Source organism: Erwinia phyllosphaerae (assembly GCF_019132875.1).
Lineage (GTDB): Bacteria > Pseudomonadota > Gammaproteobacteria > Enterobacterales > Enterobacteriaceae > Erwinia > Erwinia phyllosphaerae.
The window spans coordinates 67208-89263 of record NZ_JAHSPF010000012.1 but is presented as its reverse complement, the minus strand read 5'-3'; the positions used below and the strand labels follow the sequence as shown (position 1 = coordinate 89263).

The 22056-nt window shown below is 54.0% G+C and carries 20 protein-coding genes; 18 read left to right on the top strand and 2 right to left on the bottom strand.

Annotation, left to right across the window (positions count from 1 at the left end; all coding sequences use genetic code 11):
• Positions 1-7: 7 nt before the first annotated feature.
• A complete protein-coding gene (gene ubiF, locus KUE00_RS18620; protein ID WP_246761487.1) occupies positions 8-1186 on the bottom strand; it encodes a 3-demethoxyubiquinol 3-hydroxylase in 1179 nt (392 codons plus the stop codon).
• A 163-nt stretch (positions 1187-1349) separates the two neighbouring features.
• Between ubiF and miaB the strand changes: the two genes are divergently transcribed.
• The 10 genes from miaB to KUE00_RS18570 all read left to right on the top strand — a co-directional run bounded on the left by miaB (position 1350) and on the right by KUE00_RS18570 (position 11554).
• Positions 1350-2774, top strand: a complete 1425-nt coding sequence (gene miaB / locus KUE00_RS18615) for a tRNA (N6-isopentenyl adenosine(37)-C2)-methylthiotransferase MiaB (protein ID WP_246761486.1) — start codon at positions 1350-1352, stop codon at positions 2772-2774.
• A gap of 212 nt (positions 2775-2986) precedes the next feature.
• Positions 2987-4048, top strand: coding sequence for a PhoH family protein (locus KUE00_RS18610; RefSeq protein ID WP_246761485.1), 1062 nt, complete (start codon positions 2987-2989; stop codon positions 4046-4048).
• The gene (gene ybeY / locus KUE00_RS18605) at positions 4045-4515 is read left to right on the top strand and encodes an rRNA maturation RNase YbeY (RefSeq protein ID WP_246761484.1); all 471 of its coding nucleotides are present in this window, start codon (positions 4045-4047) and stop codon (positions 4513-4515) included. The genes KUE00_RS18610 and ybeY overlap by 4 nt, the downstream gene beginning before the upstream one ends.
• Before the next feature lie 70 nt (positions 4516-4585).
• Complete coding sequence (gene corC / locus KUE00_RS18600; protein ID WP_246761483.1) at positions 4586-5464, top strand: CNNM family magnesium/cobalt transport protein CorC; 879 nt, start codon at positions 4586-4588, stop codon at positions 5462-5464.
• A 7-nt stretch (positions 5465-5471) separates the two neighbouring features.
• Entirely contained in the window at positions 5472-7007 is a 1536-nt protein-coding gene (lnt, locus tag KUE00_RS18595; protein WP_246761482.1) for an apolipoprotein N-acyltransferase, read from the top strand.
• A gap of 406 nt (positions 7008-7413) precedes the next feature.
• Positions 7414-8313, top strand: coding sequence for an amino acid ABC transporter substrate-binding protein (locus KUE00_RS18590; protein ID WP_246761481.1), 900 nt, complete (start codon positions 7414-7416; stop codon positions 8311-8313).
• Positions 8314-8370: 57 nt separating this feature from the next.
• A complete protein-coding gene (locus tag KUE00_RS18585; RefSeq protein WP_246761480.1) occupies positions 8371-9111 on the top strand; it encodes an amino acid ABC transporter permease in 741 nt (246 codons plus the stop codon).
• On the top strand, positions 9111-9788 hold the full coding sequence (gene gltK / locus KUE00_RS18580) for a glutamate/aspartate ABC transporter permease GltK (protein WP_246761479.1): 678 nt from the start codon (positions 9111-9113) through the stop codon (positions 9786-9788). Before KUE00_RS18585 ends, gltK begins: the two co-directional genes overlap by 1 nt.
• The gene (locus KUE00_RS18575; protein ID WP_246761478.1) at positions 9789-10514 is read left to right on the top strand and encodes an amino acid ABC transporter ATP-binding protein; all 726 of its coding nucleotides are present in this window, start codon (positions 9789-9791) and stop codon (positions 10512-10514) included.
• Between the two features lie 218 nt (positions 10515-10732).
• Positions 10733-11554, top strand: coding sequence for a glycosyltransferase (locus tag KUE00_RS18570; protein ID WP_246761477.1), 822 nt, complete (start codon positions 10733-10735; stop codon positions 11552-11554).
• Positions 11555-11622: 68 nt separating this feature from the next.
• On the opposite strand, the gene KUE00_RS18565 is transcribed toward KUE00_RS18570, so the two are convergent.
• On the bottom strand, positions 11623-12105 hold the full coding sequence (locus KUE00_RS18565; RefSeq protein WP_246761476.1) for a zinc ribbon-containing protein: 483 nt from the start codon (positions 12103-12105) through the stop codon (positions 11623-11625).
• 224 nt (positions 12106-12329) lie between these two features.
• Between KUE00_RS18565 and leuS the strand changes: the two genes are divergently transcribed.
• From leuS to mrdA, 8 genes are all read left to right on the top strand, one after another.
• Positions 12330-14912 (top strand): leucine--tRNA ligase, encoded by a 2583-nt coding sequence (leuS, locus tag KUE00_RS18560; RefSeq protein ID WP_246761475.1) that lies wholly within the window; start codon positions 12330-12332, stop codon positions 14910-14912.
• Between the two features lie 14 nt (positions 14913-14926).
• Positions 14927-15520, top strand: a complete 594-nt coding sequence (gene lptE / locus KUE00_RS18555) for an LPS assembly lipoprotein LptE (protein ID WP_246761474.1) — start codon at positions 14927-14929, stop codon at positions 15518-15520.
• Positions 15517-16548, top strand: coding sequence for a DNA polymerase III subunit delta (gene holA, locus KUE00_RS18550; RefSeq protein ID WP_246761473.1), 1032 nt, complete (start codon positions 15517-15519; stop codon positions 16546-16548). The genes lptE and holA overlap by 4 nt, the downstream gene beginning before the upstream one ends.
• A complete protein-coding gene (nadD, locus tag KUE00_RS18545) occupies positions 16541-17203 on the top strand; it encodes a nicotinate-nucleotide adenylyltransferase (RefSeq protein WP_246761472.1) in 663 nt (220 codons plus the stop codon). Before holA ends, nadD begins: the two co-directional genes overlap by 8 nt.
• 189 nt (positions 17204-17392) lie before the next feature.
• Positions 17393-19066, top strand: a complete 1674-nt coding sequence (locus tag KUE00_RS18540) for a glycoside hydrolase family 19 protein (RefSeq protein WP_343215895.1) — start codon at positions 17393-17395, stop codon at positions 19064-19066.
• 265 nt (positions 19067-19331) lie between these two features.
• Positions 19332-19649, top strand: a complete 318-nt coding sequence (rsfS, locus tag KUE00_RS18535) for a ribosome silencing factor (protein WP_246761471.1) — start codon at positions 19332-19334, stop codon at positions 19647-19649.
• Between the two features lie 3 nt (positions 19650-19652).
• Positions 19653-20123, top strand: coding sequence for a 23S rRNA (pseudouridine(1915)-N(3))-methyltransferase RlmH (rlmH, locus tag KUE00_RS18530; protein ID WP_246761470.1), 471 nt, complete (start codon positions 19653-19655; stop codon positions 20121-20123).
• Positions 20124-20151: 28 nt separating this feature from the next.
• Positions 20152-22056 carry a peptidoglycan DD-transpeptidase MrdA gene (mrdA, locus tag KUE00_RS18525; protein ID WP_246761469.1) on the top strand — a complete coding sequence of 635 codons (1905 nt, stop codon included), beginning with the start codon at positions 20152-20154 and terminating at the stop codon, positions 22054-22056.

Sequence of the window (22056 nt, the reverse complement as noted above, 5' to 3'; positions counted from 1 at the left end):
CCACTGCCTATAATCCCAACGCGTAACGCAGCGCCTGACGTTTTAACACGCCAGAACGTTCAGCGGCCATCAACCCTATATTGCGTAAAATGCGTAAAGGCGCGGCCTGGGTACTGAAAGCAAAATAGAAAAGATCCATACCGCTCTGCATCAGCAGATTATCTTTCTGCCGGGAACGCTGATAACGCAGCAAAACTCTTTCTGCAGCCCAATCTTCTGCCCGCTCCCGTGAGGCGCTAAGGATATCGATTAATGCATCCACGTCGCGATAGCCGAGATTAACGCCCTGCCCCGCCAGTGGGTTAATGGTATGGGCTGCATCGCCCACCAGCGCCAGGCCTGGCAAAACGTAGCGGGTGGCATGGCGGCGAACCAGCGGGAAAGATCCCGCAGCAACCGGCGTTACTTTGCCTAATCGCGCCGGAAAATGCGTTTTTATCTCGGCAGAGAGCTGCGCCATATTCATCGCCTGTAGCTGACGAATGCGTGCCGGGCTGTCATACCACACCAGAGAAGCCCAGCCGTCAGACAGCGGCAGAAATGCTCTTGGCCCTGCTGGCGTAAAATGCTGCCAGGTGCAGTCTCCCGCATCGTGCTCGCAGCGCACGCTGATTAACATGCAGGATTGAGCATAGTTCCAGCCACGTATTCCTATGCCCGCCAGCTGCCGTACCTGAGAATTCGCGCCGTCGGCCCCTATCACCAGCCTGGCGTTCAGCTTATCGCCATTTTCCAGCGTTAACTGCCAGCCGCCGTTACAGGAATGCAGCGTTTTTAGCTTTGCCGGTGCCGTCAGCAATACCTCCTGCTGCTGTAGCCGCTCCCAGAGCGCTCTTTGCAGGATGCTGTTTTCGACCATATAACCCAGCTCGGGCAAACCAAGTGACGCCGCATCGAAGCTGACGTTCGCCGTTTGCCACTCCCAGGTTTCCAGCTTGCGGTACGGCGTGCAGCGCATAGCCTGGATGCCCGGCCAGACCTCCAGCTGCTTCAACAGGTCAACCGAAGAAGCGCCCAGGGCAGAAATTCTGATATCCGGCTCGCTCCGATCGTTGAATTCGGCTGGGATCTGTTTTTCCAGCACCGTTACCTTAAATCCCTGCGTCGCCAGTCCGCTTGCCAGCGCCGCGCCCACCATTCCGCCACCGACAATAGCGACATCCCATTTTTGCATTATTTCTGTCATCATATTTTCCTGTCCAGTGGACGTCTGACGAGCTAATTCTGTTAACCTTAGTGTACCGGATTTTTAGCAGCTGTTGAGAAAACGGCAGGGCGCTGGTCACCACAGCGGCAAAGCTTTACAATACGCCTCCTGCATTACCTCCTGCATGACAAATGGCAACCAGATGACGAAAAAACTGTATATCAAAACCTGGGGCTGTCAGATGAATGAGTACGACTCATCCAAAATGGCCGACCTGTTAAACAGCACTCACGGCTATTCTCTGACGGAAGTAGCGGAAGAAGCCGACGTGCTGCTGCTCAACACCTGCTCCATCCGTGAAAAGGCCCAGGAAAAAGTTTTCCATCAGCTTGGACGTTGGAAAACGCTGAAAGATCGCAATCCCGATGTAGTCATCGGCGTAGGCGGCTGTGTAGCGTCGCAGGAAGGCGATCATATTCGCCAGCGCGCGAATTTTGTCGATATCGTTTTTGGCCCGCAGACGCTGCACCGCCTGCCGGAAATGATCAATACCGTGCGCGGTTCTAAAAGCCCGATTGTCGACATCAGCTTCCCGGAAATCGAAAAATTTGACCGCCTGCCAGAACCGAAAGCAGATGGCCCGTCGGCCTTCGTTTCGATTATGGAAGGGTGTAATAAGTACTGTACGTTCTGCGTGGTGCCTTATACCCGTGGAGAAGAAGTCAGCCGCCCTTGCGACGACATTCTGTTTGAAATCGCTCAGCTGGCGGCACAAGGCGTACGTGAAGTTAATCTGCTGGGCCAAAACGTTAACGCCTATCGCGGCGAAACCTTTGACGGCGAGCTGTGCACCTTTGCTGACCTGCTGCGCCTGGTTGCCGCCATCGACGGCATTGACCGCATTCGCTTTACCACCAGCCATCCGATCGAGTTTACTGACGATATCATTGAAGTCTATCGCGATACGCCGGAGCTGGTCAGCTTCCTGCATCTGCCGGTACAGAGCGGTGCCGACCGTATTCTGACGCTGATGAAACGCGCACATACCGCCCTGGAATATAAAGCGATTATTCGCAAACTGCGCGCGGCCCGTCCGGATATCCAGATAAGCTCGGACTTTATTATTGGCTTCCCGGGCGAAACCCAGCAGGATTTTGAGCAGACCATGAAGCTGATTGGCGAGGTCAATTTCGACACCAGCTATAGCTTTATCTATTCTGCACGCCCGGGCACGCCAGCCGCCGACTTGCCGGACGACGTACCGGAAGAAGAGAAAAAGCAGCGCCTGTGGATCCTCCAGGATCGCATTAACCAGCAGGCGATGGCGTGGAGCCGCCGCATGGTAGGCACCGTGCAGCGTATTCTGGTGGAAGGTACCTCGCGTAAAAACGTGATGGAGCTTTCAGGCCGCACTGAAAACAACCGTGTGGTTAACTTCGAAGGCACGCCGGAGATGATTGGTAAATTTGTCGATGTAGAAATCGTCGATGTCTACACCAACTCTCTGCGCGGCAAAGTCATCCGTACCGAAGAGCAGATGGGCCTGCGCACCAGTGAAACGCCCGCTTCCGTTATCGCGCGCACGCGTAAAGAGAACGAGCTGGGTGTGGGTCTGTTCCAGCCTTGATGTTATCTGGCTTCTGCGGCGAGCCTCACAGGTTCGCCGCTTTAATAGTGAAAACGCGTCTTGCTTTCTGCAGGCAGTGCCCAAATATCCCTTCCTGTGCTTGCGCATTGTTGCGCTGCCATAAATAATTCCCTTACGGTCACGCTCTTAGCGCGTGGCAAGCTGATACAACGCCATCCTCAACCTGGCCCTGAGCGACCCAAAGGATTAGTTTGAATATTGAGACACGCGAAATAACCTTAGAACCTGCTGATAATCACCGTCTGCTGAGCCTGTGCGGCCCGTTTGACGATAATATCAAGCAGCTGGAACGTCGGTTAGGCATTGAGATCAACCGTCGCGATAACGCCTTTAAGCTGGTCGGCAAGTCATTGACCGTGGATGCCGCCGCGCGCATTCTGCGCGACCTGTATGTTGATACGGCTCCCGTGCGTGGACATATCCCCGATATCGATCCCGAGCAAATTCATCTGGCCATTAAAGAGAGCCGGGTGCTGGAACAGTCAGCCGACAGCGTGCCGGAATATGGCAAAGCGGTAAATATCAAGACCAAACGCGGCGTAATCAAACCGCGTACGCCAAACCAGGCGCAGTACGTCGCCAACATGCTCGATCACGACATCACCTTTGGCGTTGGGCCTGCCGGGACAGGGAAAACCTATCTGGCGGTGGCGGCAGCGGTGGATGCGCTGGAGCGTCAGGAAGTCCGTCGTATCCTGCTGACGCGTCCGGCCGTAGAGGCTGGCGAGAAGCTGGGCTTTCTGCCAGGCGACCTCAGCCAGAAGGTTGACCCCTATCTCCGTCCGCTTTACGACGCGCTGTTTGAGATGCTGGGTTTTGAACGCGTTGAAAAGCTTATCGAACGTAACGTTATTGAAGTTGCGCCGCTGGCCTATATGCGTGGCCGAACGCTGAACGACGCGTTTATCATCCTGGATGAAAGCCAGAACACCACCATTGAACAGATGAAAATGTTCCTGACCCGCATCGGCTTTAACTCTAAAGCGGTCATCACCGGCGACGTGACGCAGATTGACCTGCCGCGCAACCTGAAGTCGGGTCTGCGCCACGCTATCGAAGTGCTGTCAGAAGTGGAAGAGATCAGCTTTAACTTCTTCCACAGTGAAGACGTGGTGCGTCATCCGGTCGTTGCCCGCGTGGTGATTGCCTATGAGGCATGGGAAGCAGCCGACCAAAAACGCCGCGATGCGCTGGCGGAAGAACGTAAACGCGAGGCGCTGGCAATGCAGCAGGCCGCGCAGGAGCCTAAATGAGTACCGTAATACTGGATTTACAGCTGGCATGTGAACAACCGGCAGGATTACCGGCAGAATCTGATTTTCAGCGCTGGCTGGAAGCGGTGCTGCCGCAGTTTCAGGAAGAGAGTGAAGTGACGATTCGCCTGGTCGATGAGGCCGAGAGCCGTGAATTGAATCACACCTACCGCAGCAAAGATAAGCCCACTAACGTGCTGTCGTTTCCGTTTGAAGCGCCGCCGGGTATTGAGCTGCCGCTGCTGGGCGATTTGATTATTTGCCGCCAGGTCGTGGAACAGGAAGCGGCAGAGCAGGAGAAGCCGCTGCTGGCACACTGGGCGCACATGGTGGTGCACGGCAGTCTGCATTTGCTAGGCTATGACCATATTGAAGACGACGAAGCCGAAGAGATGGAATCGATCGAGACCGAGATAATGCTTGCTCTTGGTTATGACGACCCGTACATTTCGGAGAAAGATTTGTAAACCGCGTCCCTTCCCGCTTTCCGGAAGGGGCACCCTTAATCTCAATAAGAGTGACAGAAACAAAAACGCCATGAGCGATGACCATTCACAGAACAACGACAGTCCCAGTAGTAAAAAGGGATTTTTCACCCTTATCCTCAACCAGCTGTTTCATGGTGAGCCCAAAAACCGTGACGACCTGCTGGAACTGATCCGTGATTCCGAGCAGAACGAGCTGATCGACCAGGATACCCGCGACATGCTCGAAGGGGTCATGGACATCGCGGAACAGCGCGTGCGCGACATTATGATCCCGCGCTCACAGATGGTGACGCTAAAGCGTAACCAGTCGCTCGACGAGTGCCTGGACACGATCATTGAATCCGCCCACTCTCGCTTTCCGGTTATTAGCGAAGATAAGGACCACGTTGAAGGCATTCTGATGGCAAAAGATTTGCTGCCGTTTATGAGCAGCGAATCAGCCCCGTTCAGCATTGAAAAAGTGTTGCGTCCGGCCGTCGTGGTTCCGGAAAGCAAGCGTGTCGACCGCATGCTGAAAGAGTTTCGTTCGCAGCGCTACCACATGGCGATTGTGATTGATGAGTTTGGCGGTGTTTCCGGTCTGGTGACTATCGAAGATATTCTGGAGCTGATTGTCGGCGAAATCGAAGACGAATATGACGACGAAGAAGATCGCGATATCCGTCAGCTGAGCCGTCATACCTATACGCTGCGCGCCCTGACGCCAATCGAAGACTTTAATGAAATTTTCGAAACGCAGTTTAGCGATGAAGAAGTGGATACGATTGGCGGGCTGGTAATGCAGGCGTTTGGCCATTTACCGGCACGCGGTGAAAGCGTTGAGATCGAAGGCTATCAGTTTAAGATTGCCATGGCCGACAGCCGTCGTATTATTCAGGTTCACGTCAGAATTCCGGAAAACTCGCCGCAACCGATACTGGAAGAATAACCTCTCTATGGCTATTGCCTCTTTATACCAGCGCCAGCGGGTTCGCCTGCTTTTAGCGCTGTTGACGGGTGCCTCTGGCACCCTGGCGTTTTCGCCTTACGATTTCTGGCCCGCCGCGCTGATTGCGCTTTGTGGACTGCTGGCATTAACGCTTAACCGCACCACCCGTCAGGCGACCGCTATCGGTTTCGTCTGGGGCTTTGGCCTGTTTGGCAGCGGCATCAACTGGGTTTACGTCAGTATTGCCACTTTTGGCGGCATGCCTGGCCCGGTAAACGTCTTTTTGGTGATCCTGCTGGCGGCTTATTTGTCGCTTTATACCATGCTGTTTGCCGCACTGTTGAACCGTCTGTTTCCCAAAACCTCGCTGCTACGGCTGACGCTCGCCGCGCCCGTGCTGTGGCAAATCACCGAGTTTTTGCGCGGCTGGATCCTCACCGGCTTTCCCTGGCTGCAGTTTGGCTACAGCCAGATTGACGGCCCGTTAAAAGGACTGGGGCCGCTGGTCGGCGTGGAAGGCATTACCTTTGTGCTGACAATTGTTGCCGGCCTGATCGTTTATAGCGCGGCCAGACGTCAGTGGATTGCGGCAGTGGGCGCGCTGGCGTTGCTGCTGCTTCCGTGGCCGCTGCGCATGCTCAGCTGGTATCAGCTGCAGCCGGAACGCACGGTTAACGTCGCGCTGGTACAGGGCAATATTCCCCAGTCGCTGAAGTGGGATGCCAACCAGCTGCTTAACACGCTGAAAACCTACACTGGCCTGACCCGTCCCTATGTCGGCAAAGCGCCGCTGATTATCTGGCCCGAATCGGCTATTCCCGATCTGGAATCAAACCAGCAGCCTTTTTTGCAAACTATTGATCGTGAACTACGCTCGCAGAACAGCGGCCTGATCACCGGTATCGTCGACTCGCGGCTGGAAAACAATCGCTATCACGACTACAACTCCATCGTGGTATTGGGCGATAAAAAGCCCTACAGCTACGAAAGCGGTAATCGCTATCAGAAAAACCATCTGGTACCTTTTGGCGAGTTCGTGCCGCTGGAAACCCTTCTGCGCCCGCTGGCACCGTTTTTCGATTTGCCTATGTCTTCCTTTAGCCGCGGGGCCTATTTACAGCCTCAGCTGGAGGTAAACGGCTATAAACTGACGGCCGCTATCTGCTATGAAATCGTGCTGGGACAACAGGTGCGGGACAACTTCCGCCCGGATACGGATTTCCTGCTGACGATTTCTAACGATGCCTGGTTTGGCCACTCAATCGGCCCGTGGCAGCATTTTCAGATGGCGCGGATGCGAGCGCTTGAACTGGGACGTCCGCTGCTGCGCGATACCAATAACGGCGTGACGGCAGTGATCAATGCTGACGGCGACGCGGAAGAGATGATCCCCCAGTTTGCGCCTGGCGTACTGGCTGCGGACGTTACGCCAACCCGTGGCCTGACGCCTTATGCCCGCTTCGGTAACTGGAGCGTGTGGATTGCTACGCTGATTTTCGGCGCGGCCGCCGTGCTCGGTAGCCGCAGGCGTCGATTCCCGTAAAACATTTTCTTCTTTCAGGCGCCGTTATCGGCGCTTTTTTTATCCGCCAATGGACCCCTCCCCTCTTAAAAGCTACTTAGTACAAAGCTCTGCCTCAGAACCTGGCATGACGATTGCAAAATACTTTCCCGTACGGGCTGAATTGTTTATGTGGGCCAGTCATTAACCGAAAATGCACCATAAAAATCTGCCTTTTGCGCCGTTGTGAAGCATTGCGCAATATAACGCCTCTTTTTGGTGCGGCGGGCCTCGCAAAATTGAAATCTTAATGTTTCACACCATTAACATTCAGCTATGTTAAGGCTGTTCAGCGCGCAATTGCGCTGTATTAAAAGAATAAGCCAAAGACAAACACACCATCACAAACAGCGCACCGTAATGGCGCTTTACCACGAAGGAGTTGGAGATGAAATTTCGGAAAACCGGGCTGTGTCTTTTACTGGCTGGCCTGTCCTCCGCTATCGCTTATGCAGACGACGCACCGCAAACAACCCTGGATAAAATCGCTAAAAACGGCGTTATTGTTGTTGGACACCGGGAATCTTCCGTGCCGTTTTCCTACTACGATAACTCGCAAAAAGTTGTGGGCTATTCACAGGACTATTCCAACGCCATTGTGGCGGCAATTAAAGCTAAGCTGAACAAGCCGGATTTACAGGTGAAAATGCTGCCCATCACCTCCCAGAACCGTATTCCGCTGCTGCAAAACGGCACCTACGATTTTGAGTGCGGCTCCACGACCAATAACGCGGAGCGCCAGAAGCAGGCCGCGTTCTCGGACACCATTTTTGTTATCGGCACCCGCCTGCTGGTTAAAAAAGGCAGCCCGATTAAAGATTTCCCGGACTTAAAAGGCAAAACTGTCGTCGTCACTTCCGGCACTACTTCAGAAATTTTGCTGAATAAGCTGAACGACGAGCAAAAAATGGGAATGCGCCTTATCAGCGCTAAAGATCATGGTGATTCATTCCGCACGCTGGAAAGCGGTCGTGCCGTTGCTTTTATGATGGATGACGCGCTGCTGGCCGGCGAACGCGCCAAGGCGAAGAAGCCGGATGACTGGGTCATCGTCGGTACGCCGCAGTCGAAAGAGGCCTATGGCTGCATGTTGCGCAAAGGCGACACGGGCTTCAAGCAGCTGATGGATGAAACCATCGCCAAAGCGCAAACCTCGGGCGAAGCGACCAAATGGTTCGATAAGTGGTTTACCCAGCCTATTCCGCCTAAAAACCTCAACATGAACTTTGCGCTTTCTGAAGATATGAAAGCCACCTTCAAAACGCCGAATGACAAGGCGCTGAACTAATAACGAAAACAGGTGCGACAGGGTAGCGCTGCTACCCTTTTTCTACCGGAGTGACTTATGTCAATTGATTGGAACTGGGGAATCTTTTTGCAGCAGGCCCCTTTTGGCAATACGACCTACCTGGGGTGGCTGTGGTCCGGCTTTCAGGTCACGATTGCCGTTTCTGTTTGCGCATGGATTATCGCTTTTTTTGTTGGCTCGCTGTTTGGCATTTTACGAACCGCGCCCGAGCGCTGGCTGTCGGCTATCGGCACCTGCTATGTTGAACTGTTTCGTAACGTACCGTTGATCGTACAGTTTTTTATCTGGTATCTGGTTGTGCCGGAGCTGCTGCCTGAAAGCATCAGTACCTGGTTTAAATCAGAACTGGATCCCAATATTCAGTTTTTCACCTGCTCCGTGCTTTGCCTGGGGTTATTCACCGCGGCTCGTGTCTGTGAGCAGGTGCGCGCCGCTATTCAGTCGCTGCCGCGCGGCCAAAAGAACGCCGGACTGGCAATGGGCCTGACGCTGCCGCAAACCTACCGCTACGTGCTTTTGCCTAACGCCTATCGGGTTATCGTACCGCCGATGACGTCAGAAATGCTGAACCTGGTGAAAAACTCCGCTATTGCTTCAACTATCGGGCTGGTCGATATGGCGGCGCAGGCCGGCAAGCTGCTGGACTATTCGGCTCACGCCTATGAATCTTTTACCGCTATTACGCTGGCCTATATCGCCATTAACGTTGTGATAATGCTGTTGATGAGCCTGGTTGAACGCAAAGTACGCTTGCCTGGCGGCATGGGGGGCAAATAATGTACGAATTTGACTGGAGCACGATTGTTCCAAACCTGCCTTATCTGCTTAACGGTATGGTTATTACACTGAAAATCACCGTTATTGCGGTCATCTTTGGCATCATCTGGGGCACCTTACTGGCCGTAATGCGCCTGTCCAGCTTCAAACCGATTAGCTGGTTCGCCAAACTTTACGTCAACCTGTTCCGCTCTGTTCCGCTGGTCATGGTGCTGCTCTGGTTCTACCTGGTGGTCCCCAGCTTTCTACAGCAGGTTCTGGGCGTTTCACCTAAAACCGATATCCGTCTGATCTCGGCAATGGTGGCGTTTGCTCTGTTCGAGGCGGCTTACTATGCGGAAATCATCCGCGCGGGGATTATCAGTATCGCTCGCGGTCAGGGTAACGCCGCGCTGGCGCTGGGCATGACGCAGTGGCAGGCCATGCAGCTGATTATTTTGCCGCAGGCGTTCCGCGCGATGGTACCGCTCCTGCTTACTCAGGGCATCGTGTTATTCCAGGATACCTCGCTGGTTTACGTGCTCAGCCTTGCCGACTTCTTCCGTACCGCCGACACCATCGGCATCAATAACGGCACCGAAATCGAAATGGTGCTGTTTGCCGGTGCGGTTTACTTTGTTATCAGCCTTAGCGCTTCGCTGTTGGTCAGCTATTTGAAGAAAAAAAGGACAGTATAAATGATTACCCTGAAAAACGTTTCAAAGTGGTATGGTCACTTTCAGGTGCTGACCGACTGCTCTACGGAAGTGAAAAAAGGCGAAGTAGTGGTGGTTTGCGGCCCTTCCGGCTCCGGTAAATCAACGCTGATTAAAACGGTTAATGGCCTCGAACCCGTTCAGGAAGGCACGATTGCCGTTAACGGTACCGCCGTTAACGATAAGAAAACCAATCTGGCGCAGCTACGTTCCAAAGTTGGCATGGTTTTCCAGCACTTTGAGCTGTTTCCTCATTTAACCATCGTAGAAAATTTGACGCTGGCGCAGGTCAAAGTCCTGAAGCGCAATAAGGAAGAAGCCCGGGAGAAAGGACTCAAGCTGCTGGCGCGCGTAGGCCTGTCGGCCCATGCTAATAAGCATCCCGGCCAGCTTTCCGGTGGCCAGCAGCAGCGTGTAGCTATTGCACGCGCGCTCTGTATGGATCCTGTCGCCATGCTGTTTGACGAACCTACTTCCGCACTCGATCCGGAAATGATTAATGAAGTACTGGACGTGATGGTGGAACTGGCCAATGAAGGCATGACGATGATGGTGGTAACCCATGAAATGGGCTTCGCCCGCAAGGTCGCCAACCGGGTAATCTTTATGGATGAAGGGAAAATTGTGGAAGACTCGCCGAAGGACGAGTTCTTTAACAATCCCCAGTCCGATCGCGCAAAAGACTTTCTGGCTAAAATCCTGCACTAATCCCTCGAAGGGCAGCGCTATGCTCTGCCCTTTATTAGCACGCTTACTCCTTAACCATTTCAAAAAAGAGGAAACCAAACAGCGTTAAGACGCTTTTGATAACGGCATGCCGGGCTACGTGTAAGATTAGTTACTTTCTTGACCGAGCCGGAGAAGCCATAGTGATACCCCATAAAATTCATTACATATGGATTGGAACGGAAATATCTTTAAAGGACATGTGTAACATTATTCACAACAGCGTGGTTAATAAAAGCTATCAAATTATTATCTGGACAGATGATATAGGCTTCCTCAGAAAAACCGCGAGGCAATATGAATTTCCCTCCAGTCGTCTTCAGGTAAAAAATATTAACACTGTTTTTCCTCGGCTTAAAAACATGAGCGATAAAGATAATTTATTAAGTAACAGCGCCAATTTTCTGCATTCCCTTTTTCTGCGCATGTCTCACGGATACTATGCAAACTTTGCCTGCGCCAGCGATATTGCCAGGCTGGTAATTTTATATATTGAAGGCGGTATTTATTTTGATGCTGATGTAAAACTGATAGCAACAGAAAGGTTCGAAATCGATGACGAAACCGATCTTAGAATTGAAAGCAAAAGGCTGCCGATAAACATTACCGCGCCTTCCGGCCTGTTAATCGGCGGCAATCAGGAAAGATACCCTGAAAAAGGCTTTATTAACGATAAAATTGGCAACGCCATTCTTGCGGCTCCCGCCGGATCGGAAATCGTCAGGGAGCTTTTACTCACAATTAAAGAAAATTTTACTATAAAGAACGATAACGCCTGGGGATACGGCAAAACAAACATGCGATATTTTTCAACATTATGTTTTACCGGCCCCTATTTATTCACCGACGTGCTGGTAAAAGAAAAGATGATTCCTGATTGTTATATAATGGAAAACACGACCGGTGCTCTTTTTGAAAAGTTAAATGCGGCGGCTAACTGGATAAAAGTGCCAAAGCTGAAAACTTATCGGGTTAGCTTTAGCCAGCACAAAATGCTGTGGCTGGATAGCTGCCCTTTATAGCCAGGCAGCCGCTACTGTAGCGGGCGCTCGCGTTGCGCCTTTATCCCTGTGCCGTATTGCCGCCGCGCCTAAGGCTCGAAAGGCACGCGCTGAAACTGATCGTTACCGCATTCAGGACAGCGCGTCAGCGCTTCTGGCGTATAGATGGCGCGGGTAAACCGGCATTTTTCGCAGACCAGGTTACCCAGGCCGACAACCTCGCCACTTTGATAAACACCATGATGGTTAAGATCCTGGAAAACCTCGCGCCATTCCAGCTGGCTTTTATCGGTAATATCCGCCAGCTCCTTCCAGACGCTTTGACGGATCACGCGTAGAAAAACGCTGTCGCCAGCATCATCTTCATTTTCCGTATAGCTGCGGGCGAACTCTTCAAGATCTCGTCGTACGGCCCGGGTGACATCATCTATCTGGCTACGGGTAAGCTCGCCGCGATTATTCATCCGCTGCCTGGCGCTTTCGACCAGCGCATCAATATCATGCTCGCCTTTATTAATTCTCTCTGTCAAAGAAGAAACCAGTTCACGATAGTACTGAGCCACCTTGTTCATTTTTTCTCCTGAAGGTCCCGATATAAGCTGTCTTCAGTTTAGCTCTGTTCGCATTATTGCAGCGGGATGACGGCAAAATTTGCCTGCCATCTTCCAGCTTGCAGAGAAATGCCCGCTGCCAGGGCGGTTACTGTTGTTGCGCCGGGGGCGAATCAGCTATGCTATGCGGATCTAAACGAACCCGAAAAGAGCCTGGCGCTCTTTAAAAAGGACCACTGGCTGCCATGCAAGAGCAATATCGCCCGGAAGAGATAGAATCCCGTGTGCAACAACACTGGGACGAGAAGCAAACCTTTAAAGTCACCGAGGAGGAAGGTAAAGAGAAGTATTACTGCCTCTCCATGCTGCCCTATCCTTCTGGCCGCCTACATATGGGCCACGTGCGTAACTACACCATCGGTGATGTTATTTCGCGCTATCAGCGCATGCTGGGCAAAAACGTGCTGCAGCCAATTGGCTGGGATGCTTTCGGCCTGCCTGCGGAAGGCGCTGCGGTAAAAAACAACACCGCGCCTGCGCCGTGGACTTACGACAACATCGCCTACATGAAAAACCAGCTTAAGCTGCTGGGGTTTGGCTATGACTGGAGCCGCGAGCTGGCTACCTGCCAGCCGGAATACTATCGCTGGGAGCAGTGGTTCTTTACCCGACTGTATGAAAAAGGCCTGGTTTATAAGAAAACGTCTGCCGTTAACTGGTGCCCGCACGACCAGACCGTACTGGCTAACGAACAGGTTATCGACGGCTGCTGCTGGCGCTGCGACACGCAGGTTGAGCGTAAAGAGATCCCACAGTGGTTTGTCAAAATCACCGACTACGCCGATGAGCTGTTAAACGATCTGGATACGCTGGAAAGCTGGCCCGAGCAGGTCAAAACCATGCAGCGTAACTGGATTGGCCGTTCGGAAGGCGTGGAGATTACCTTTGACGTCGACGCCAGCGAAGAAAAACTGACCGTTTACACTACGCGTCCGGATACGTTTATGGGCGCGACTTACCTGGCGGTAGCGGCCGGGCATCCGCTGGCTATTCAGGCCTCGGTAAACAATCCGGCGCTGGCGGACTTTATAGCGGAATGCCGCAACACCAAAGTTGCCGAAGCCGAAATGGCGACGATGGAGAAGAAAGGCATGGCCACCGGCCTGTTTGCTGTCCATCCGCTGACGGGCGACAAGGTACCGGTTTGGGTGGCTAACTTTGTTCTGATGGAATATGGCACCGGTGCGGTAATGGCAGTTCCGGCGCACGACCAGCGCGACTGGGAATTCGCTCAAAAATATCAGCTGGAAATCAAACCTGTTGTGCTGAACCTGGACGGCAGCGAGCCGGACGTCAGCAGCGCTGCGATGACCGATAAAGGAACCCTGTTCAACTCTGGCGAGTTTAGCGGACTGGATCACGAAGCCGGTTTTAACGCCATTGCCCAGGCGCTGGCCGATAAGGGTGTTGGCGAACGTAAAGTTAACTATCGCCTGCGCGACTGGGGGGTTTCCCGTCAGCGTTACTGGGGCGCGCCAATTCCAATGGTGACGCTGGAAGATGGTACGGTCATGCCAACGCCGGAAGACCAGCTGCCGGTGATCCTGCCGGAAGACGTAGTCATGGACGGCATCACCAGCCCGATTAAAGCCGACCCGGAGTGGGCCAAAACCACCGTTAACGGCCAGCCTGCGCTGCGTGAAACCGACACCTTTGACACCTTTATGGAGTCTTCCTGGTACTACGCCCGCTATACCTGCCCGGACTTTGATAAAGGCATGCTGGATCCCGCTGCAGCAAACTACTGGCTGCCGGTGGATCAGTATGTTGGCGGCATTGAGCATGCAATTATGCACCTGCTCTACTTCCGCTTCTTCCACAAGCTGCTGCGTGACGCTGGCCTGGTAACGTCAAACGAGCCGGCTAAGCGCCTGCTGTGCCAGGGTATGGTACTGGCAGATGCCTTCTACTATCTGGGCGCCAACGGCGAACGCAACTGGGTTTCTCCGGTTGACGTCACCGTCGAGCGTGACGAGAAAGGCCGTATCGTGAAAGCCTCTGATGCAGCGGGCCACGAGCTGGTTTACGCGGGCATGAGCAAAATGTCGAAGTCGAAAAACAACGGCATCGACCCACAGGTTATGGTTGAACGCTACGGCGCGGATACCGTCCGTCTGTTTATGATGTTTGCTTCCCCGGCGGAAATGACGCTGGAGTGGCAGGAATCCGGTGTGGAAGGCGCTAACCGCTTCCTGAAGCGCGTATGGAAACTGGTCTTCGAACACACGGCAAAAGGCCCGGCTGGCACGTTGGACGTAGAGAGCCTTAACGACGAACAGAAGTCGCTGCGTCGCGATCTGCACAAAACCATTGCCAAAGTTTCCGACGATATTGGCCGTCGTCAGACCTTTAATACCGCGATTGCGGCAATTATGGAGCTGATGAACAAGCTGGCGCGTGCGCCACAGGAAAGCGAGCAGGATCGCGCGTTAATGCACGAAGCGCTGCTGGCCGTGGTACGCATGCTTTATCCGTTTACGCCGCACGCCTGCTTTACCCTGTGGGAAGCGTTGAACGGCGAAGGTGAAGTGGATAACGCTGCCTGGCCACAAGCTGATGATGCGGCTATGGTCGAAGATTCTCTGCTGGTCGTTGTGCAGGTAAACGGCAAAGTTCGCGGTAAGATCACCGTCCCGGCGGATGCGACCCAGGAGCAGGTTCAGGCGCGTGCTGCCCAGGAACATCTGGTGGCTAAATATCTGGACGGCGTGACTATCCGTAAAGTGATTTACGTTCAAGGCAAGCTGCTTAACCTGGTTGTAGGTTAATGTCAGGAGGAAGAGTGCGACAAATTATCTCTCTGCTGGTGGTTGGGCTAACGCTGCTCACCGCCGGCTGCGGCTATCATCTGCGCGGCACCACGTCAGTGCCGGCAGAAATGAAAACGATGATTGTGGACACGGGCGATCCGAACGGACCGCTGGCGCGTGCCGTTCGCGAGCAGCTGCGTTTGAACAACGTCACCATTCTGGAAAAGCCAGGCCTGCGCAAAGATGTACCTTCGCTGCGTCTGGGCGGGGAAACGCAGGGACGTGATACCGCTTCGATCTTCCAGGACGGTAAAACCGCAGAGTACTCTCTGGTGATGACGGTTAACGCACAGGTACTGATCCCAAATAAAGGTATCTATCCGCTCAGCGCCACGGTTTATCGTTCATTCTTCGATAACCCGCTGGCCGCGCTGGCGAAAGACTCCGAGCAGGACATTATCATTAGCGAAATGCGTACTCAGGCAGCGCAACAGCTGGTACGTAAGCTGCTGACCGTGCACGCGGCAGAGAAAGACAGTTCAATCGATACCCTGGGCGGTACGCCAGCGGCTATCGATCAGACTTCGCCGCGCTCTGTCCTGCCTGACAACTCCTACACCAGATGATCAGGATCTATCCTGAACAGCTTGCCGCGCAGCTCCGCGAGGGGCTGCGCGCCTGCTATATCCTGAGCGGCAACGAGCCGTTGCTGCTGCAGGAATCCCAGGACGCCGTGCGCGCCAGCGCACAGCAACAGGGCTTTATCGAACATTTTAACGTCGCAGTCGATCAACACACCGACTGGGACGCCGTTTTTTCTACCTGTCAGGCGCTCAGCCTCTTCGCCAGCCGACAGACGCTAACGCTCCTGCTGCCGGAAAACGGCCCTAACGTGGCGATAGCAGAGCGACTGCTTATGCTTTCTACGCTGCTGCATCAGGATATCCTGCTGCTGCTGCGCGCGCCCAAATTGACCAAAGCGCAGGAAAACAGCGCCTGGTTTAAAGCCCTTTCCGCCGATGCGGTGCTGGTGCCTTGCCAGACGCCGGAGCAGGCGCAGCTTCCTCGTTGGGTAACAACGCGAGCCAAAAGCATGAAGCTGGTGGTGGACGACGCGGCGGTACAGCTGCTGTGTTACTGCTATGAGGGCAACCTGCTGGCGCTGTCGCAGGCGCTCGAGCGCCTTTCACTGCTCTGGCCGGACGGCAAGCTGACGTTGCCCAGAGTGGAGCAGGCGGTTAACGATGCCGCTCACTTTACGCCTTTTCACTGGGTGGATGCGCTGCTGGCCGGCAAAAGCAAGCGCGCCCGGCATATTTTGCAGCAGATAAAAGCGGAAGAAAACGAGCCGGTCATCTTGCTGCGTACGCTGCAAAGAGAGCTGCTGACTTTACTGGCGTTGCAGCGGCAAATGGTCAAGACCCCCTTGCGCACGCTGTTCGACCAGCAGCGCGTCTGGCAGAACCGGCGTCCGCTGTTTACCCAGGCACTACAGCGGCTTTCTGCAAAGCAGCTGGCACAGGCGATTCGTCTGCTTACCCGCATCGAACTTAGCCTGAAGCAAGACTATGGCCAGACCGTCTGGGCAGAGCTGGAAACCCTGTCGCTGCTGCTCTGTAGCCAGACTTTCCCGGAGACGTTTTGCGATGTCTGAAACACCAGCACTACAGGCCCTGTTTGGCGGCACCTTTGATCCCATTCACTTTGGGCATCTTCGTCCCGTTGAAGCGCTGGCCGCGCAGCTTAATCTTCAGCAGGTAACGCTGCTGCCAAATAACGTGCCGCCGCATCGTCCACAGCCGGAAGCCTCCCCTGCTCAGCGGGTGAAAATGATTTCACTGGCGATAGCTGACCATCCGCTTTTTAATATTGACCAGCGCGAACTTAATCGCCAGACGCCTTCATGGACGATTGAAACCTTAATTGATATTCGTCGTGAACGCGGTAAGCAGCAGCCGCTAGGTTTTATTATCGGCCAGGATTCTTTGCTGACGCTACATAAATGGCATCGCTGGCAGGAGCTGCTCGATTATTGCCATTTGCTGGTCTGTAAACGCCCTGGCTATGCGGAAGAAATGGCAACGCCAGAACAGCAGCGCTGGCTGGATAGCCATCGGACAAAAAATATATCTCAACTGCATCAGCAACCTGCCGGTTCGGTTTTCCTGGCGGAAACCGCTCTCTGGCCCATTTCCGCCACGGAAATCCGCACGCGTCGCCATGCCGGACTTCCCTGTGATAATTTGCTGCCCGCCTCGGTTATTCGCTGGATTGATCAACAGAAGCTTTATTTACCGCAAGACAGTTAATAAATCCCCCGCAACAAAAACAGCCATCAAGATTAATCTTATCTCTTCTTATTCATATTAATAGCACCGTAAATTAATTATTAATAATTTCCCGTGCAGATATTCCCTGTTTAAAATCCCGCCTGTCGCCTGCCAATAAAAAATAACCGCGCTTTTATTAAAATCAGACCTCAGTTTGGGACTAATACAATGAAGATTGAACGAAAAAAAAGATGTATAAAAAAATTACTGCTTGCCAGCTGTATAGCCATTTCCTGTAATGCTTTTGCTCACGACCTGTATAACCCACAGCAAACTTATCCCGCAGGATCTTACGTCACGCTGGACGGTAAAACTTATCACGCCAAATGGTGGGTGGGCGAAGGCCAGCGTCCGGATGCAATAGTCGCTAATCCATGGGAAACGCCGTGGGAGCTGGTGCAGGACAACGGCACGCCTGACAATGAGTCAGATGTGACGCCGCAGCCGACCCCCGACGTTACACCGGAACCCGATCCGGTACCGGATGTAACCCCGTCCGACTACCCGCCTTACGTAGCAGGCACGGCTTATAAATCAGGCGATATCGTCAGCAACGCCGGCAAAGATTATATCTGTAAAGAAGGGGTCGCGGCCTGGTGTAGCGGCAGCGCGCTGGCCTATGAGCCTGGCGTTGGCCACGGCTGGGCATCTGCCTGGTCTCTCTATACCGGCAACGGCAGCGATGATGCCGACGGCAGTCAGCCAGAAGCCACGATGAAGCTCTCCCGCAGCGAGTTGGAAAAAGCAGAAACGCAGTTGACCAGCGGTGGCCTGATGAGCGAAGTCATCGCTTCTATTGCCACGCTGGACAACGACCGGGTAGAAAAAATCACCGCTGGCGCAAAAGATAATCCGTCCAACGTGCAGCGCGTGGAAAAAATTATTGATGCCGCACGCTGGGATTATCTGTTCCCACGCCGCGACGCCGCCTATACCTACGATAATTTCCTGAAGGCCGTGGGTAAATTCCCTCGTCTTTGCGGTGACTATACCGACGGTCGTGATGCAGATCAGATCTGCCGCAAAACGCTGGCAACCATGTTTGCGCACTTTTCCCAGGAAACCGGCGAACACAATGTTCATGGCGACGTGCCTGAATGGCGTCAGGGCCTGCACTGGGTACGTGAGATGGGCTGGGTTGAAGGCCAGCCGAACGGCTACAACGGCGAATGTAATCCGGATACCTGGCAGGGCAAAGCCTGGCCGTGCGGCAAGGATAAAGAAGGCCGCTATCTGAGCTATTTTGGCCGCGGTGCCAAGCAGCTTAGCTACAACTACAACTATGGCCCGTTCTCAGAGGCGATGTATGGCGACGTGCGCGTGCTGCTTGATAAACCAGAACTGGTAGCCGATACGTGGCTGAACCTGGCCAGCGCCATCTTCTTCTATATCTACCCGCAGCCGCCGAAACCCAGCATGCAGTTTGTTATTGATGGAACATGGCAACCTAACGCGCAGGATAAAGCGGATGGCCTGGTGCCTGGCTTTGGCGTGACCACGCAGATTATCAACGGCGGCGTCGAGTGCGGCGGCAGCGTCGAGGTGGCTCAGTCACTCAACCGTATTAAATACTACGAAGCTTTTGCCAAAGAGCTGAATGTACCGATTGCCGAGGGTGAGGTGCTGGGCTGTAAAAATATGAAACAGTTTGCGGAAGGCGGTGCCGGCGCGTTACCCATCTACTGGGAAGAGAACTGGGACTACAGCGCGCAAAATCCTGGCGGCAAGAGCTATGCCTGTAAACTGGTGGGTTATCAGACACCTTATAGCGCATTTAAAAAGGGCGATTATGCCGAATGCGTAAAAGCGCATTTCCCTGACCTGGTTATTACCGATAAATAGTTAACGCCAGCGGAAGAGGTAATCCCCTCTTCCGCTTTACCTCCTGCCCACGTATTCACTCTTTTTCTAAAGTAAAGGAAGCGCCGCCGCCATTGACTCTCAGGCCGGGGCTGTTATCCTCCGCTGCCAGGATTTTTAGCGAGCAGCGACATCAGCTCACAATTATTCAGTACAGGATCGTGGATCTTCCGCGCCGACATGGGATAATAGTCTTTCCGCCTGGCGGAAAACCATCTCGTTCTAACCGTATTCAGAGGGGAACCTTTTGCAAGGTCAAGCACTCCAGGAATTTGTCATTGATAAAATCGATGACCTGAAAGGCCAGGATATTGTGTCTGTTAACGTACAGGGCAAATCCAGTATTACCGATTGCATGATTATCTGTACCGGCACCTCCACGCGTCACGTGGCATCTATCGCCGATCACGTCGTGCAGGAATCGCGCGCCGCGGGCCTGAAGCCGCTCGGCGTTGATGGCAAAGCAGCCGCTGATTGGGTTGTGGTCGACCTCGGCGATGTTATTGTGCACGTCATGCAGGAAGAGAGCCGCCGCCTCTACGAACTCGAAAAACTCTGGAGTTAACGAGTGAAGCTGCAGCTGGTCGCCGTCGGCACCAAAATGCCGGATTGGGTGCAAACCGGATTTCTGGAATACCTGCGTCGTTTTCCCAAGGATATGCCGTTTGAGCTGACCGAAGTGCCGGCCGGCAAGCGCGGAAAAAACGCCGACATTAAACGCATTCTGGAAAAAGAAGGCGAAGCGATGCTGGCCGCCACGGGTAAAGGCAACCGCATCGTCACGCTGGATATTCCGGGCCAGCCGTGGGAAACCCCGCAGCTGGCTACGCAGCTGGAGCGCTGGAAGCAGGATGGCCGCGATGTCAGCCTGCTGATCGGCGGCCCGGAAGGACTGGCACCGGCCTGCAAAGCGGCAGCCGAGCAGAGCTGGTCGCTCTCCGCGCTGACCCTGCCTCATCCGCTGGTACGCGTGCTGGTGGCCGAGAGCCTTTATCGGGCATGGAGTATTACGACCAACCATCCTTACCATCGCGAATAGAGCTTAACGGGACAGATTAAAGCAGCGGATGAAATTACAACGTAACGCCTTTCGTGACTATACCGCCGAACAGACGCTGTTTGTTCGGCGGGCAATGATCGCTTTTTTCGGCATCTTACTGCTTTCCGGCGTGCTGATCGCTAACCTCTACCATCTGCAAATTATTCGCTATACCGATTACAGTACCCGTTCCAATGAGAACCGCATCAAGCTGGTGCCCGTCGCGCCCAGCCGCGGCATTATCTTTGACCGCAACGGCACGCCGCTGGCGCTAAACCGCACCATTTACCAGATTGAGCTGGTGCCGGAAAAGGTCGAAAGCCTGGAAAAAACGCTGCTGGCGCTACGGTCGGTGGTCGATTTGACCGACGAAGATATTGTCGCTTTTGAAAAAGAGCGCAAGCGCTCGCGCCGCTTTACCTCTATTCCGCTTAAAACCGGCCTGAATGAAGTGCAGGTTGCCCGTTTTGCCGTCAACCAGTACGCCTTTCCCGGCGTAGAGGTGAAGGGCTACCAGCGCCGCTACTATCCCTACAGCTCTGCCCTGACCCACGTGCTTGGCTACGTTTCTAAAATCAACGATCGCGACGTTGACCGGCTGGATAAAGCAGGCAAATGGCCGAACTACGCGGCCACGCACGATATCGGCAAGCTGGGCATCGAACGCTATTACGAAGATTTACTGCACGGCAAAACCGGCTACGAAGAGGTAGAGGTTAATAACCGCGGCCGCGTTATCCGACAGCTGCACGAGCAGCCGCCGCAGGCCGGCCAGGATATCTGGCTCACCATCGACCTTAAACTGCAGCAGTATATCGAAACGCTGCTGGCCGGTAGCCGCGCCGCCGTGGTGGTAACCGACCCGCGCAACGGCGAAATCCTGGCCATGGTTTCCATGCCAAGCTACGATCCGAACCTGTTTGTCGACGGTATCAGCAGTAAGGACTATAGCCAGCTGCTGAAAGATCCTGACCGGCCGCTGATTAACCGCGCGACCCAGGGCGCCTACCCGCCCGCCTCTACAGTGAAGCCTTATATTGCCGTTTCCGCCCTCTCTGCCGGGGTGATTAACAAGAACACCAGCCTGTTCGATCCCGGCTGGTGGCAGCTTCCCGGCTCTGAAAAGCGGTTTCGCGACTGGAAACACTGGGGGCACGGCCATCTGAACGTCACGAAGTCGCTGGAAGAGTCGGCCGATACCTTTTTCTATCAGGTCGCCTATGACATGGGCATCGATCGCCTTTCCGAATGGATGGGTAAATTTGGCTATGGCCATCTTTCCGGGATCGATCTGGTGGAAGAGACCGCAGGCAATATGCCTACCCGCGAATGGAAGATGAAGCGCTTTAAAAAACCCTGGTACCAGGGCGACACCATTCCGGTCGGCATCGGCCAGGGTTACTGGACGGCTACCCCGGTGCAGATGAATAAAGCGATGATGATTCTGATTAACGACGGCGTGGTGCGTACGCCGCATTTGATGATGTCCAACGCGCTAAACAACGTCAGAGTGCCCTGGAAACAGCCCGACATTCCGCCCGTGGCCGACATTCATTCCGGTAACTGGGAAATTGCCAAAGACGGTATGTACGGCGTAGCAAACCGCCCAAACGGGACGGCGCGCAAAAGCTTTGCTGACGCGCCGTATAAAATCGCCGCCAAGTCAGGTACGGCTCAGGTATTTGGTCTGAAAGAGAACGAAACCTATAACGCCCATAAAATTTCCGCGCTGCTGCGTGACCACAAGCTGATGACCGCTTTCGCGCCCTATGACAAGCCGCGCGTGGCGGTGGCGATGATCCTGGAAAACGGCGGCGCCGGTCCGGCAGTCGGCACCATCATGCGTCAAATCCTCGATCACATTATGCTCGGGGACAACAATACTAACCTGCCAGACGCCGCCCCGGTGCCGTCTGGCTACGAAGGCGAATAA